This is a genomic window from Pseudonocardia sp. HH130630-07, assembly GCF_001698125.1.
Taxonomy (GTDB): Bacteria; Actinomycetota; Actinomycetes; order Mycobacteriales; family Pseudonocardiaceae; genus Pseudonocardia.
In genome coordinates, this window is sequence record NZ_CP013854.1 from 4,405,033 (window position 1) to 4,419,476 (window position 14,444).

11 protein-coding genes and 1 pseudogene are annotated in these 14,444 nt (G+C 73.7%); 7 read left to right on the top strand and 5 right to left on the bottom strand.

Translation table 11 applies throughout. From position 1 onward, the window contains the following. Positions 1-40 precede the first annotated feature (40 nt). From AFB00_RS20910 to AFB00_RS20935, 6 genes and pseudogenes are all read left to right on the top strand, one after another. On the top strand, positions 41-1,543 hold the full coding sequence (locus tag AFB00_RS20910; RefSeq protein ID WP_068798604.1) for a sodium:solute symporter family protein: 1,503 nt from the start codon (positions 41-43) through the stop codon (positions 1,541-1,543). Between the two features lie 42 nt (positions 1,544-1,585). Continuing rightward, on the top strand, positions 1,586-2,521 hold the full coding sequence (locus tag AFB00_RS20915) for a 5-dehydro-4-deoxyglucarate dehydratase (protein ID WP_068798605.1): 936 nt from the start codon (positions 1,586-1,588) through the stop codon (positions 2,519-2,521). Next, positions 2,518-3,791: pseudogene (locus tag AFB00_RS20920) on the top strand (glucarate dehydratase family protein). The gene AFB00_RS20915 and the pseudogene AFB00_RS20920 overlap by 4 nt, the downstream one beginning before the upstream one ends. Next, positions 3,791-4,942 carry a hypothetical protein gene (locus AFB00_RS20925; protein ID WP_068798606.1) on the top strand — a complete coding sequence of 384 codons (1,152 nt, stop codon included), beginning with the start codon at positions 3,791-3,793 and terminating at the stop codon, positions 4,940-4,942. Before AFB00_RS20920 ends, AFB00_RS20925 begins: the two are co-directional and overlap by 1 nt. Next, positions 4,939-6,423, top strand: coding sequence for an aldehyde dehydrogenase (NADP(+)) (locus AFB00_RS20930; RefSeq protein ID WP_068798607.1), 1,485 nt, complete (start codon positions 4,939-4,941; stop codon positions 6,421-6,423). Before AFB00_RS20925 ends, AFB00_RS20930 begins: the two co-directional genes overlap by 4 nt. After that, positions 6,423-8,099 (top strand): glycosyl hydrolase family 28-related protein, encoded by a 1,677-nt coding sequence (locus tag AFB00_RS20935; protein ID WP_156819661.1) that lies wholly within the window; start codon positions 6,423-6,425, stop codon positions 8,097-8,099. The genes AFB00_RS20930 and AFB00_RS20935 overlap by 1 nt, the downstream gene beginning before the upstream one ends. 30 nt (positions 8,100-8,129) lie before the next feature. Here the strand turns inward: AFB00_RS20935 and AFB00_RS20940 are convergent, their stop codons facing one another. From AFB00_RS20940 to AFB00_RS20960, 5 genes are all read right to left on the bottom strand, one after another. Further along, complete coding sequence (locus AFB00_RS20940) at positions 8,130-8,870, bottom strand: NAD-dependent epimerase/dehydratase family protein (RefSeq protein WP_068798609.1); 741 nt, start codon at positions 8,868-8,870, stop codon at positions 8,130-8,132. Positions 8,871-8,944: 74 nt separating this feature from the next. Then, positions 8,945-9,904 carry an ABC transporter substrate-binding protein gene (locus AFB00_RS20945; protein WP_068798610.1) on the bottom strand — a complete coding sequence of 320 codons (960 nt, stop codon included), beginning with the start codon at positions 9,902-9,904 and terminating at the stop codon, positions 8,945-8,947. A gap of 41 nt (positions 9,905-9,945) precedes the next feature. Further along, positions 9,946-10,950: an ABC transporter permease gene (locus AFB00_RS20950; protein WP_068798611.1), complete on the bottom strand. Its 1,005-nt coding sequence runs from the start codon at positions 10,948-10,950 to the stop codon at positions 9,946-9,948. Further along, positions 10,947-12,491 (bottom strand): sugar ABC transporter ATP-binding protein, encoded by a 1,545-nt coding sequence (locus AFB00_RS20955; protein ID WP_068798612.1) that lies wholly within the window; start codon positions 12,489-12,491, stop codon positions 10,947-10,949. The genes AFB00_RS20950 and AFB00_RS20955 overlap by 4 nt, the downstream gene beginning before the upstream one ends. After that, positions 12,488-12,886, bottom strand: a complete 399-nt coding sequence (locus tag AFB00_RS20960; protein WP_068798613.1) for an RbsD/FucU family protein — start codon at positions 12,884-12,886, stop codon at positions 12,488-12,490. The genes AFB00_RS20955 and AFB00_RS20960 overlap by 4 nt, the downstream gene beginning before the upstream one ends. A 753-nt stretch (positions 12,887-13,639) precedes the next feature. On the opposite strand from AFB00_RS20960, the gene AFB00_RS20965 reads away from it, so the two are divergent. After that, entirely contained in the window at positions 13,640-14,356 is a 717-nt protein-coding gene (locus AFB00_RS20965) for a FadR/GntR family transcriptional regulator (RefSeq protein ID WP_068798614.1), read from the top strand. Positions 14,357-14,444 lie beyond the last annotated feature (88 nt).

The window sequence follows — 14,444 nt, forward strand, 5'->3', positions numbered from 1 at the left end:
CAGAAACTGAGTTCACATATATGAACTGAGGAGGCAGGCGGTGCACGCACTCGATTGGTCAGCGTTGATCGGTTACTTCGTGCTGATGCTCGCGATCGGCTGGTGGTCCTACCGGCGCGTCGGCGACGTCGCGGACTTCTTCACCGCCGGCGGCGGGATGCCGTGGTGGCTCACCGGGATCTCGCACCACATGTCCGGCTACTCCGCGGTCATGTTCGTCGCCTACGCCGGAGTCGCGTACACCGACGGCGTCACCGTCTACTTCTGGGGCTTCGCCAGCATCGGCATCGGCGTGGCCATCGGCGCCTGGGTGTTCGCCGGCCGCTGGAACCGGCTGCGGTCCCGGCTCGGTGTCGCCTCGGTGCTGGAGTACCTGGCGACCCGCTACGACGTGCCCACCCAGCAGGCGCTCGCCTGGAGCGGCAGCCTGCTCAAGATCTTCGACATCGGTGCGAAGTGGTTCGCGATCGCCACCCTGCTGAACGCGTTCACCGGTATCTCCTACGTCTGGGGCATCGTCCTCACCGGCACGGTCACGCTCGCCTACTGCACCGCGGGCGGTCTGTGGGCGGACGCGATGACCGACCTCGGCCAGTTCGTCATCCAGGCGGTCGCCGGGATCGCCATGCTGTGGGTGGTGTTCGACCTGCTCGGCGGCCCGTCGGCGATCTGGACGATCTGGGACCGGCTGCCCGCGGGGCACCTCAGCCCGGTCACCGAGGACTTCACGACGGTCCTGCTGCTGGTCTACGTCCTGGTGAAGACGCTCGAGTACAACGGCGGCATGTGGAACCTGGCGCACCGCTACATGGCGGCGCCCAGCACCCGCGAGGCCAAGCGGGGCGCCCTGCTGTCGGCCGGCCTGTACATGGTCTGGCCGCTGGTGCTGATGTTCCCCATGTTCGCGGCACCGCTGCTGGTCCCCGGCCTGGAGGACCCGACGACCGCCTACGCCGAGATGACGCTGACCCTGCTGCCGGCCGGCCTGGTCGGGCTGGTGCTCGCCGGGTTCTTCTCGCACACCATGGCGATGGTCGCCTCGGACGCCAACGCGATCTCGGCGGTCATCACCCGCGACATGATCCCGGCGATGGTGGCGCGGGCCCGGCACTGGACCGAGGCCGAGGGCCTGCGGGCCGCGCGGATCACCACGCTGAGCTTCATCGTCCTCACGATGGTCGTCGCCACCCAGGCGCAGAACCTCGGCGGCGTGCTGACGATCGTCGTCTCCTGGGTGGCCGCGCTCATGGGGCCCATCTCCATCCCGCTGCTGCTGGGGATGCTGCCGCAGTTCCGGCGCTGTGGCCCACGGGCCGCACTCGTCTCCTGGGCCGGCGGCCTGATCGCCTACGGGATCGTCTACTACGGACTCGACGCCACCCAGACCGTGACCGTCGCGACCCCGATCCTGACCTCGCTGGTCCTCTACACCGGCCTCGGGCTGCTCGTCCCCGAGCGCAGCGCGGAGACCGACCGCCTCATCGACCTCATCGGGCGCGACGACGCCCCGGTGCCCACGGGCGACCCCGCCCGGCCCGCCTGACCCCGCGACGCCACCCGGCGCACGACCCGAGGAACCGAGCTGATGACGACACCCCTGCACCTGGACGGCGTGCTCGCCTTCCCCCTGACCCCCTTCGACGTCGACGGCGGGATCGCGCTCGACGTCCTCACCGACACGGTCGAGGCGCACCTCGACGGCGGCGCGGCCGCGCTGTTCGTCGCGTGCGGAACCGGTGAGTTCAGCTCGCTCACCCCGGCCGAGGTGGCCGCCGTGCTCGCCCGTACCCGGGAGATCGTGGCCGGCCGCGTCCCGGTCTGGGTCGGCGCCGGCGGTGGCGCCGCCACGGCCAGGGCCGGGATCGCCGCGGCCCGCGACGGCGGCGCGGACGGGGTCCTGCTTCTGCCGCCGTACCTGGTCAGCGGCCCGCCGGAGGGCCTGCACCGGTACGTGGAGTACGCGGTCGCCGACACCGGCATCCCGGTGATCGTCTACCACCGTTCGCCCGGCGTGTTCACCGCCGAGGGCGCCCGCCGGCTGCTCGACGTCGACCAGGTCGTCGGCCTGAAGGACGGCTACGGCGACGTCGAGCTGATGAGCCGGATCGTCTCGACGATCCGCGCGGTGGGCACGGACCGGGCGCGTGACTTCCTGTTCTTCAACGGTCTGCCCACGGCGGAGGTCTCCGCACGGGCGTACGCCGCGATCGGCGTCGCCCGGTACTCCTCGGCGGTGCACTGCATCGCCCCGGAGATCGCGGCCCGGTTCAACGCGGCGCTCGCCGCCGGTGACGACGCGGTGATGGACCGCCTGCTGGAGGGCTTCTACCTGCCGCTGGTGGCGTTGCGCGACGAGACCCCCGGCTTCGCGGTGGCCCTGGTGAAGGCCGCGGCCCGGCTGAAGGGCCAGAAGGTCGGTCCGGTGCGCCCGCCGCTGGTGGAACCCTCGGACGAGCAGGTCGAGCGGCTGGCGGGCATCGTCGACCGTGGCCGGGAGCTCGTCGTGGAGCTCTCGCGATGACCGCTGTGACGACCCGGGCGACGATCCGCGCGACGACGCTGACCCCGGTCGCCTTCGCCGACCCGCCGCTGCTCAACGTGACCGGGGTGCACGAGCCGTACGCCCTGCGCAGCGTGCTCGAGCTGCACTGCGACGACGGCGTGGTCGGGCTCGGCGAGTCCTACGGCGACACCGCGTTCCTCGACCGGGTGCGGGCCGTGCTCCCGCACCTCGCCGGGATGGACGTGTTCGACCTGGCCGCGGTCCGGCAGGTCGTCGTCCGGGAGGTCACGGCCGCCGCCGCGGACGCCCACGGCCTGATCGGCGGCGCCTCCACCACCAAGACGGTGGCGTCGGTGTTCTCCCTGATCGAGGTGGCCGCGCTGGACGCCCAGGGCAGGCTCACCGGCCGCCGGGTGGTGGAGCTGCTCGGCGGCGCCGCCCGGGACCGGGTCGACTTCTCCGCGTACCTGTTCTACAAGTTCGGCACCCACCTCGACGGCGGCACCGACCGGTGGGGCGAGCTGCGCACCCCGGAGCAGCTGGTCGCCTCGGCCCGCACGATGGTCGACGAGTACGGGTTCGGTTCGATCAAGCTCAAGGGCGGGGTGTTCCCCCGGACGAGGAGATCGCCGCGATCCGGGCGCTGGCCGAGGCGTTCCCCGGCGTCCCGCTGCGCCTCGACCCGAACGCCGCCTGGACCCCGGAGACGGCGGCCCGGGTCGCCCGCGAGCTGGAGGGGATCCTGGAGTACCTGGAGGACCCCACCCCCGGCATCGAGGGCATGGCGCGGGTCGCGGCGGCCACGCCCGTCCCGCTGGCGACGAACATGTGCGTGGTCTCCTTCGACGACGTCGAGCCGGCGTTCCGGCAGCGCGCCGTGGGCGTCGTGCTCTCCGACCACCACTTCTGGGGCGGGCTCCGGGCGACCGCGACGCTCGCCGGCGTCTGCTCGACGTTCGGGGTCGGTCTGTCGATGCACTCCAACAGCCACCTCGGCATCAGCCTGGCGGCGATGGTGCACGTGGCCGCGGCCACCCCGAACCTGGACTACGCCTGCGACACGCACTGGCCGTGGAAGACGACCGACGTCGTCGTCCCCGGGGCACTGGAGTTCTCCGGCGGGGCGGTCGCCGTACCCGCCGGGCCGGGTCTGGGCGTCGAGCTGGACCGGGACGCACTGGCCCGCGCGCACGAGGACTACCTGCGCTGCGGCCTCACCCGGCGCGACGACCGCGGGTACATGCGGCGCTTCGAGCCGGGCTTCGAGCCGAACACGGCGCGCTGGTGATGCGGGTCGTCGGCTACGCCTTCCCGTGGGACGTGACCGCGCCCGGCTTCCTGGACCGGGTGGCCGAGGCCGGGGTCACCGAGGTCGCGGTGGCGACGGCGTACCACTCGGTCCGGGCGGCGACGCCGTGGTCGGACACCGGCACCGCGGTCCTCGCCCGGCACGCGGCGCTCTACCGGCCGTTGCGCCCCGAGCGGTGGCCCGGTGACCTGCGCCCCGGGGTGCCGGACTGGGCCGGGTCCGCGGATCCGGCCGGTGACGCCGTCCGGTTGCTCGGGCGGGCCGGTGTCCCGGCCGCGGCCTGGACCGTGCTCACCCACGACTCGCGGCTGGGGACCGAGCACCCGGAGCTGTCGGTGCGCAACTGCTTCGGGGAGCGCTACCCGTGGGCGCTGTGCCCGGCGCAGCCGCGGGTCCGGGAGCACGCGGCCACCCTCGCCGCGGAGTCGGTCTCCGGGCTCGACGTCGGCTCGGTGGTGCTGGAGGCGTGCGGGCAGCTCGGCGCCCTGCACCAGTGCCACCACGAGAAGACCGACGCGACCTGGTCGCCCGCGGCCGCCCGGCTGCTGTCGATCTGCTTCTGCGACGCGTGCGAGGCCGGTCTCGAGGACGCCGCGGGGGTCCGCGCCGCGGTCCGGGACGCGGCCCGGCGGCTGCTCGCCTCCGGCGATCTCACCGCCACCGCGGACGGCCTGGACGAGCGCATCCGCACCCGGGTGCTGGCCGCGCGGCACCGGGCCACCGACGTGCTGCGGGCCCGGGTGCTCGACGCGCTGCCGGGCGGCCTGCGGACCGCGCTGCACGCCGCGTCCGACCCGTGGGCGACCGGCGCGCTGCCGGGGGTCACCGAGCGGACCGGACCCGACGTCGGCACGGTCGTGGTGCCCGCCTGGCAGCCGGAGACCTCGGTCGAGGCCGTCCGGGCCGCGCGGACGCTGCTGCCGTCCGGCACCGTGATCGGCGCCTACCTCACCACGGTCGCCCCGGCCGCCGAGCCCGGCGTCGCGTCCCGCGTCGCGGCGTTGCACGACGCGGGCGCCGACGAACTGCACCTCTACCACCTCGGCCTCGCCGGACCGGCCCGCTGGGCGCAGCTGCTCGCTGCGACCGGCGCCGCGTCCGCGGTCCGGAAAGGACTCTCGACACCATGACCGACACCGACACCGACACCGACACCGACACCGTCCCGGCCACCACGGACTCCGCGCTGGAGGCCGCGCTCGCGGCCGCCGCGGCGGCGGCCACCGACGCCACGCCGGGTGAGCGCGCCGCGCGGCTCGACCGGATCGCCGACGCCCTGGACGCCGCGGGCCCGGAGCTGATCCCGCTGGCCGCCCGCGAGACCCACCTCCCGGAGCGTCCCCGGCTGGCGGGCGAACTGGCCCGGACGACGTTCCAGCTGCGGCTGTTCGCCGAGGTGCTGCGCGAGGGCCGGCACCTCGATGCGGCCGTCGACCACGCCGACCCCGGCTGGCCGATGGGCGCCCGGCCCGACATCCGGCGGGTGCGGATCCCGATCGGCCCGGTGCTGGTCTTCGCGGCCTCGAACTTCCCGTTCGCGTTCAGCGTCGCCGGTGGCGACTCGGCGGCGGCGCTCGCCGCGGGCTGCCCGGTGCTGCTCAAGGCGCACCCCGGGCACGAGGAGCTGTCCCGGCGCACCGGGGAGATCGTCCGCGCCGCGCTGGCCGACGCCGGTGCGCCGGAGGGCACGTTCGCCGTCGTCCACGGGGTCGACGCCGGGGTGACGGCGCTGCGCGACCCGCGGATCGCCGCCGCGGCGTTCACCGGGTCCGTGCGCGGCGGGCGCGCGTTGTTCGACATCGCCGCGGCGCGGCCCCGGCCCATCCCCTTCTACGGGGAGCTGGGCAGCCTGAACCCGGTCGTCGTCACCCCGGCCGCCGCGGCGGCGCGCGGGGAGCGGATCGCGCAGGAGTTCGCCGGGTCGTTCACCCTCGGCGCCGGTCAGTTCTGCACCAAGCCGGGACTGCTGCTCGTGCCCGAGGGGCACGGGATGGACGAGGCGCTGGTCGCCGCCGTCGGCGGCACGTCCGCGGCGCCGCTGCTGAACGACCGGATCGAGGCCGCTCTCCGGGCCCGGCTGGACACGGTCGCCACCACGCCGGGCGTCGAGCTGCTCGCGGAGGGCACGGGTGACGGACCGGTCCCGACCCTGCTGCGCACCGACGCGGCCACCTTCCGGGCCGCCGGCGCCCGCCTGCACGACGAGTGCTTCGGACCGGTGTCGCTCCTGGTCACCTACTCCGGCACCGACGAGCTGGTGGCCCTGCTGAGCGAGCTGGAGCCGGGGCTGACGGCGACCGTTCAGGGCGAGCCGTCGGACGCCGCCGCCGTCGGCGACCTGCTCCCGGCGCTGGTCGCCGTGGCCGGGCGGCTGCTGTGGAACCAGTGGCCCACCGGGGTGACGGTCAGCTGGGCCCAGCAGCACGGCGGCCCCTACCCGGCGACCACCGCACCGACCACGACGTCGGTCGGCACCGCAGCCCTCGAGCGGTTCCTCCGCCCGGTGGCCTGGCAGAACTTCCCGGACGAGCTGCTGCCCGACGCGTTGCGCGAGGCGAACCCGTGGCAGCTGCCCCGCCGGGTCGACGGCGTACCCACGGCGACCGGGTGATGCACGTCCCGTTCGACCGGCGCCGGTTCCTGGCGATCGCCGGTGGTCTGGCCGTGTCCGGGGCCGCGGCCGCACCGGCCGGGGCACCGTCGGGGCCCAGGGTCCCGGCCCCGGAGCCGGGCCCGGCCCGCTCGACGTCGGCCGCGCTGTGGGAGGAGTACCTGGGCGCACCGGACACCCATCCGACGCTCCCCAACGTCTCCTTCGCCGGGTACCGGCGCGGCGAGCAGGACCTCCCGGCCCCCGGGCCGGTGTTCGACGTGCGGGACCACGGCGCGACCGGTGACGGTGCGGCCGACGACACCGACGCGCTGCTCGCGGCGATCGAGGCGGCCGGGGCCGCCGGTGGCGGGTGCGTGAGCCTGCCGGCGGGGACCTACCGGACGACCCGGCTGATCCCTGTGCACCACTCGGGTGTCGTGCTCCGCGGGGCCGGGAAGGACCGCACGACCCTGTACTGCGACCGATCGCTGTCCGAGGCGTACTTCGAGAACCGCCGCGACACCCGGATCCAGTGGAGCTTCATGGGCGGGCTGCTCTGGTTCGTCCCGCGCACCCGGCTGGACAGCCTGCGGGCGGCGGACTTCCTGGGGGAGGAGGGCTGGGAGGGCGGCGCGGTGCTCAGCACCGTGCCGGGCGGCCCCCGCCGCGGTGACAGCACGCTGCGGGTCGCCGACGCGAGCGGGCTCGCCGCGGGCGACACCGTGCTCCTCACCCTCGACAACATCGAGGACAGCAGCCTGCTGCGCCACCTGTGCGGGGACGTGCCGGACACCGCGGACTACGACTGGACGACGGCGGCGCGCCGGCTGCGCCCGGAGCTGTCGGACTGGTCGGGCGCCCCGAACTTCACCCGGTACCGGTGGCCCGTCGAGATCCGGGCGGTCGACGGCGACACGGTCACCCTCGCCCAGCCGCTGCGGCTCGACCTGCGGGCCGAGTGGAACCCGGCGCTGTGCGAGATCGGGCCGGTCGTGCGGGGCTCGGGCGTCGAGGAGCTCACGATCCGGATGCGCGAGGTCGAGCTCGGCCCGCACAACCAGGAGGTCGGCTACAACGGGCCGTGCTTCCACAACGCGATCGACTGCTGGGCGCGCAACGTGCACGTCGAGCACGCCGACAACGCGTTCGGCATGGTCAGCGCCAAGAACGTCACCCTGACCGGGGTGTCCACCGGCGGCCGCACCGCCCACCACCCGTTCTTCTGCCGGGTCCAGTCGCACGACAACCTGGTGTCGGACTTCGCGGTGCTGGGGGACTGCGTGCACGGTCTCAACTCGGAGGGGTTCTCCACCGGCAACGTCTGGAGCGACGGGACGATGACGGCCGGGACCTTCGACTCGCACCGCGCCATCCCGGCGGACAGCGTGCGCACCGGGATCACGCTGGCGAACACCGGCCGGATGGGGGGCTCCGACGACGCGGGGCCGCTGTGGGGCGCCCGCATCTCGATGTGGAACGTCGACGTGCGCAACGGCCGCGGGCACGGTGTCCGCATCGAGCGGAACGCGCCGCGCAGCGCCGTCGTGGGTGTGCGGGGGACGGCCGAGGACGCCGTCACCGACCACACCAGGGAGTTCGGCGACGACCTCGGCAGCGTCCTGGCCGATCCGGGGACCGTCCCGGAACCGGTGAACCTGTACCGGGCCCAGCTGGCGCACCGGCTGGGACGCTGATCCGCAGCGGGCACCGCGCCCGGCGGGGCACTACAGCCCGGTGCTGAACCGTTCGGCGTCGGCGACCACCCCGTCCAGCGGGGCGCCGGGTGCGGCCGCGGTACCGGGTGTCCCGGCGGGGGAGAGCGCTCCGCCGACCCCGCCGGACACCCCCCGGACGATGCGGTAGCCCGGGGCGGGATGGCGGATGCAGGCATCGAACAGCCGCCCCGCGTCCTCGGGGGACAGCCAGGCGCCCGTCCCGTCCCGGTCCTCCGCCGGGCGGGTCTCCGCGCAGCTGCCGAGCCGCAGCACGACGACGTCCATCCCGAAGCGGGAGTGGTACATGCTGCCCAGGCCCTCCACCGCGGCGTTGCCGACCCCGGAGTAGGTGCCGGGCCGGGCGGGGGCGCCGGCGGGGGACTCGCGCCCGGCACGGTGCCCGGCGACGTCGATGCCGGAGCCGAGCAGCACGCGGTCCACCTCGGCGATCCGTGCGGCCTCCAGAACCGTGTGCGTCCCGTCGACGTTCACCGCGAGCACGTCCGCCCAGCCGGATCCGGGGCCGAGCCCGCCGAGGTGGACGACGGCGTCGACGCCGTCGCAGGCGGCGGCCACGGTGGCCGGATCCGTGACCGAGCCGGTGATGATCTCGACCGGCTCGTCGGGCCCCGGCGCCTGCTGCGGGGCGATGTCGAGCAGCCGGAACACCCGGCCCGGCCGGCGCAGCCGCCGGCGCAGCACGGTGCCGACGACGCCGGCGGCTCCGGTGATCAGGATGCGTTCGTCCACGAGAGGTCCTCCGATGTGTGTCGTCGCTCGTGCCGCCCGGTGATCGGTGGCGATACCGGGCCGTGGGCCGCCGGTTACTCGTAGAGCGAGGACTGGATCCTCGGGTCGTTGATGTTGGACCGGTCGTACCAGTAGAAGCCGGTGTTGATCACCTTCGGCTGTTCCTCGCCGTTCACGGCCTTCACCGCGGCCTTCACGACCTCCGCGCCCATCCGGACCGGGTCCTGGGTGACGGCGCCGAGCTGGCGGCCGTCGCGGATGGCGTCGGTCTGCCCGGACCCGGAGTCGAAGCCGGCGATGGCGACGCCCTGGCGTCCGCTCTCCCCGACACCGCGGGTCACACCGATCGCGGTGCCCTCGTTGGAGCCGTAGATCCCGCGCAGGTCCGGGTTGGCGGCGACGATCGCCTTGGCGATGTCGGCCGACTTCGCCTGGTCACCGCCGCCGTACTGCGGGTCCAGCAGCTGGATGCCCGGCGCGTTGGCCCGCATCCACTCGACGAAGCCGTCCCGCCGGTCGATGCCGGACCGGCTCGTCTGGTCGTGGACGACCACGCCGACCTTGCCGACGCCGCCGAGCGCCGTCGACAGCTGCTTGGCCGCCTCGGCCGCCGCGGCCCGGTTGTCGGTCGCCGCGGTCGTGACCGGGATGTCGCTCTCGACGCCCGAGTCGAACGCCACGACCGGGATGCCGGACCCCTGCGCCTGCTGCAGGACCGGCGCGGCGGCGCGGGAGTCGAGGGCGGCGACCGCGAGCGCGTCCGGCCCGCGGCCGACCGCGTTGGTGAGCATCGTGACCTGGGCCTCGATCTCGGACTCGGTGGCCGGTCCCTCGAACGTGATGTTCACCTGCTGGCGGGCGGCCTCCTGATCGGCGCCCTGCTTGACGGCCTGCCAGAACTCGTGCTGGAAGCCCTTCGAGACGATGGCGATCTCCAGCGGCTCGTCGTCGCCGGACCGGGCGCCGGATCCGCAGCCGGCGAGGGCGAGCGAGAGCGCCGCCACGGTGGCGACGAGCAGTCGACGGGTACGCACGGGGTTGAGTCCTCCCTGGAGGGGGTGGGCGGGGGAGCGGTTCACGATCTGCGGCGACGTGCCTGGTCGGCGTACACGGCGAGGACGATGACGACGCCGAGGATCACGTTCTGCCACTCCTGCGGGATCGACATGATCTGCAGGCCGTTGTTGAGCACCGAGATGATCAGCGCGCCGATCAGCGTGCCGACCACGGAGCCGCGACCACCGGACAGCGAGGTGCCCCCGATGACCACCGCGGCGATGGCCTGCAGCTCGTAGCCGGTCCCGGTGCCCGGCTGGGCCGAGCCGAGCCGGGCCGAGATCAGGACCCCGGCCAGGCCGGTGAACAGGCCACCGATGGTGTAGATCAGGACCTTGCTGCGCCGGACGTCGATGCCCGACAGCGCGGTGGCCGCCTCGTTGGAGCCGATCGCGTAGGCGTAGCGGCCGAGCACCGTGCGGTTGAGCAGCACGGCGGCCAGTACCGCCACCACGGCCAGCACGAGCACCGCGTTGGGGAATCCGGAGCCGGGCAGCGCGCTGCCGGTGGAGATGGCGGTGTAGCCCGGTGCGTCGATGTAGATCGGCGCGCTGCCCGACAGCACCAGGGCGAGCCCGGAGGCGACCATCATCATCGCCAGCGTGGCGATGAACGGGGGGAGCCCGAGCAGGGTGACGTTCAGCCCGTTGACCAGGCCGATGAGCCCGCCGAACAGGATCGCGCCGAGCACCCCCACCACGACCGGCAACCCGGAGCCGGTGATGAGGACGCCCGCGACGACCGCGCACAACGCCATCCCGGTCCCGAGCGACAGGTCGATCCCGCCCGTCACCACGACGGCGGTCGTACCGAGCGCCAGCGTCCCGATGACCACGGTGGAGAACAGGATGTTCGTGACGTTGCCGTAGTTCAGGAAGTTCGGGTCGGCGATCGCGAAGAACGCGAACACGACCAGCAGCCCGGCCCCGGCGAGCAGCTGCTGCAGCCGGTCACCGACCGATCGGACGCGGTCACCGGTCCGCGGTCCGGCGGGGTCCGCCGCCCCGGTGGAGACGGGTGTCATGTCTGTGTCCACGTTCGCCCTGCGTCCTTCCGGTCCGGCTCGCCGGGCCGCAGGGTGGCGAGTTCCATGATCGACTCCTGGGTGGCGTCGGTGGCCTCCAGCTGGCCGGTCACCCGGCCCTCGCTCATCACGAGGACCCGGTGGGACAGCCGCAGGACCTCGGGCAGCTCGGAGGAGATGACGACGACCGCCTTCCCGGTGGCCGCGAGTTCGCGCACCAGCCGGTAGATCTCGTCCTTCGCCCCGACGTCGATGCCCCGGGTGGGCTCGTCGAACACCAGGACGTCGCAGTCGCGCGCCAGCCACCGGGCGATGACGACCTTCTGCTGGTTGCCGCCGGACAGCGTGCCGACCCGGGTGTGCACGGACGGCGTACGGATGTGCAGGGACTCGACGAGCTCGGCGGTACGCCGCTCGGCGGCGCGGCGGCGGACGACACCGGCCCCGGAGAACCGGGAGGCGAGCGAGCTCAGCACCACGTTCTCGGTGACGGACCGGTCGAGGAGCAGGCCGTACTGCTTGCGGTCCTCGGAGAGGTAGCCCAGGCCGAGCCGGGCGGCGACGGCGGGGGAGCCGATGCGCACCGCCCGTCCGCGCAGCTCGACGGTGCCGGCACTGGGCCGGTCGGCACCGACCAGCGCCCTGGCCACCTCGGTGCGACCGGCGCCCATCAGCCCGGCCACACCCAGGATCTCGCCCTCGTGCAGGTCGAACGAGACGTCGCGGAGCAGGCCGGGGGTGCACAGCCCGCGGACCGCGAGCAGCGGGCGCCCGCGCTCGGGCACCGTCGCCGGCGCGGTCGCCGCCGGCAGCTCCCGCCCGACCATGCGGGTGATGACCTCGGCCATCGAGGCACCGGCGGTGTCCAGGGTGCCGGCGTGGCGCCCGTCCCGCACGACGGTGATGCGGTCGGTGACCGCGGCCAGCTCCTCGAGCCGGTGCGAGATGTAGACGACGCCCGTCCCGGGCCGCCGGAACCGGCGGATCAGCGCGTGCAGCACCTCCACCTCGGCGTCGTCGAGCGCCGCGGTCGGCTCGTCCATGATCAGGATGCGGGCGTCGTCGTCGGCGAGCGCCTTCGCGATCTCCACCATCTGCTGCTGGGCGACGGTCAGCGACGCGACCGTCGCGTGCGGGTCGAGCGGCAGCTCGAGGCGGTCGAGCAGAGCGCGGGTCCGGGCGACGAGGGCACGCTCGTCGAGCAGGAACCCGGCCCGGCGGGGCTCGCGGCCGGCGAGGACGTTCTGCGCGACCGTGAGGTCGGGTATCAGCGTGAACTCCTGGTGGATGATCGCGATGCCCAGCTCGCGGGCCCGGCGCGGGTCCCCGATCCGCACCGGACGCCCGTCGATCCGGATCTCGCCCGCGTCCGGCCGGTGCACCCCGCTGAGGACGTTCATCAGGGTGGACTTGCCCGCGCCGTTCTCGCCGACGACGGCCAGCACCTCGCCGTCGCGCAGCTCGAGGTCCATGTCGTCGAGCGCGACGACCCCCGGGAACTCCCTGCGGATCCCGCGGACCTCGAGCAGCGGCGGACTCACGTGACGACGCCCTTGCGCAACAAGGCGTTGGCGTACACCCGGGTCTCGCCGGTCCGGACGACGAGGAAGGCCTCGGCCGCAGCGTCGTAGAACTCGAAGCGCCCCAGCAGGCGCGGTGTCGCGCCGGCGGCCACGACGAGCTCCTCGTGCACCGGTGGCGTGCTGCCGCCGTCGGGCGCCATCAGGTCGAGGGCCGGCTCGTCGTCGAGGGGCAGCACGGTCCGGACGGCGGCCAGCAACTCCGGTGTACCGACCCCGGGGAGGACGAGGGTGCGCCGGCCCAGGTTCTCGGCCGGGAAGTGCGCGTCGGCGAGCACGACCCCGTCGGAGTGCCCCATGGCGTCGAGGTGGGCGAGCAGCGGTCCGCTCAGGAGGGGGTGGATCCCGGAAAGCACGGTGTCTCCTCGTCGGGGCTCGGGATGTCGGGGGTGGGCGTCGCGGGGGTCAGCCGGCCGGGTGCCGCGCGGGACCCGCGGTGGGCGACGGGTGGACGCGCCGCGGCCGGGCGGCGCGGGCGACGGACGCGGTCAAGACCACGATGCGGTTCATTGCGGGACCCCCTCGGTGACGGAGAGACGTTAAGGAAGGGTTATATGTCCTGTCAAACTCTAGCCGTATGGAGTAATTATTACTGCCCCAGAGGAAGGATGTACATCCGATGTGTGCCGAAGCATGAATGTTTCGACGTTTCGCGAGCGAGTGATCGCCCGCTGTGTCGCGGCCGGCACGTCGGCTCGGCGCGGCCGTCGGTGACCGACAGCAATGGTCAAGCGCTGGACGTATCGCGCCGTCCGGGGCGGGTTCTCGACGGTTACTCCAGGTGGAAGACGCTACGAGAGTGTGCTCCGGGACGAGCTCGCGGGGACGTCGTCCGTGGCTCGATCACTCAGAGTGGTGTGCGAGCCGTGCGCGGCGATGAAGGCTCGCCTGTCCTGTGTCCATGGTGCGCAACCATTGGTCCTATCTCTGCGCGTAGTAGACGTTTACTGCGATGGAAGTCGCTCGTAGTTTCGCGATCGGGTAGCGGTTACGACCGGGTCGTCATCCTCCGTCGCGGACGGCCGGCGGCGTACCGGCCAGGCGATCCGGCGGAGCGCGGTACCGGCACAATCGGCCCCGGACAGCGGGTCCGACCAGGGGGGACGAGCGTGCCGGTTACCGACGAGGCGATCGAGAAGATCAAGGAGATGATCGTCAGCGGGGAGCTCCCGCCGGGATCCAGGCTTCCCCGCGAGGCCGAGCTGGCCGAGCGGCTGGGGTTGTCCCGCAGCTCGCTGCGCGAGGCGGTGCGGGCGTTGTCCCTGATCCGGGTCCTGGACGTGCGCCAGGGTGACGGGACCTACGTCACCAGCCTGGAGCCGTCGGTGCTGATGCACGCGCTCGGCTTCGTCGTGGACTTCCACCAGGACGACACGGTGCTGGAGTTCCTGGAGGTCCGGCGGATCATCGAGCCGGCCGCGACGGCGATGGCGGCGGTGCGGATGTCCGACGCGGAGATCCTGGGCCTGCGCGCCCAGCTCGACACGCTGGAGGTCGCACCGACCGTGGAGAGCCTGGTCGCCAACGACCTGGAGTTCCACCGCCGCATCGCCGGCGGCGCGGGGAACATGGTGCTCTGCTCGTTGATCGAGGGCATCTCGGGCCCCACCACCCGGGCGCGGATCTGGCGCGGGCTCAACGAGGAGGGTGCGCTCGAGCGGACCCGCGAGCAGCACGAACAGATCTACCGGGCGATCGCTGCGCGACAGCCGGAGGTGGCCCGGTCCTGGGCGACGGTGCACGTGGCCGGGGTGGAGCAGTGGCTGCGCGGCGCGCTCGCCCGGCCGGGGGCCGGCATCCCCGAGCTGCCCGGGGTGGAGCGCTGACCCCGCGGGCGGTCATGATCAGGTGAATCCGGCGCGCCGTCCCGGTCGGGACCCGTGCCTGCGGGATACTGCCCCGCCGGTGGCCCAC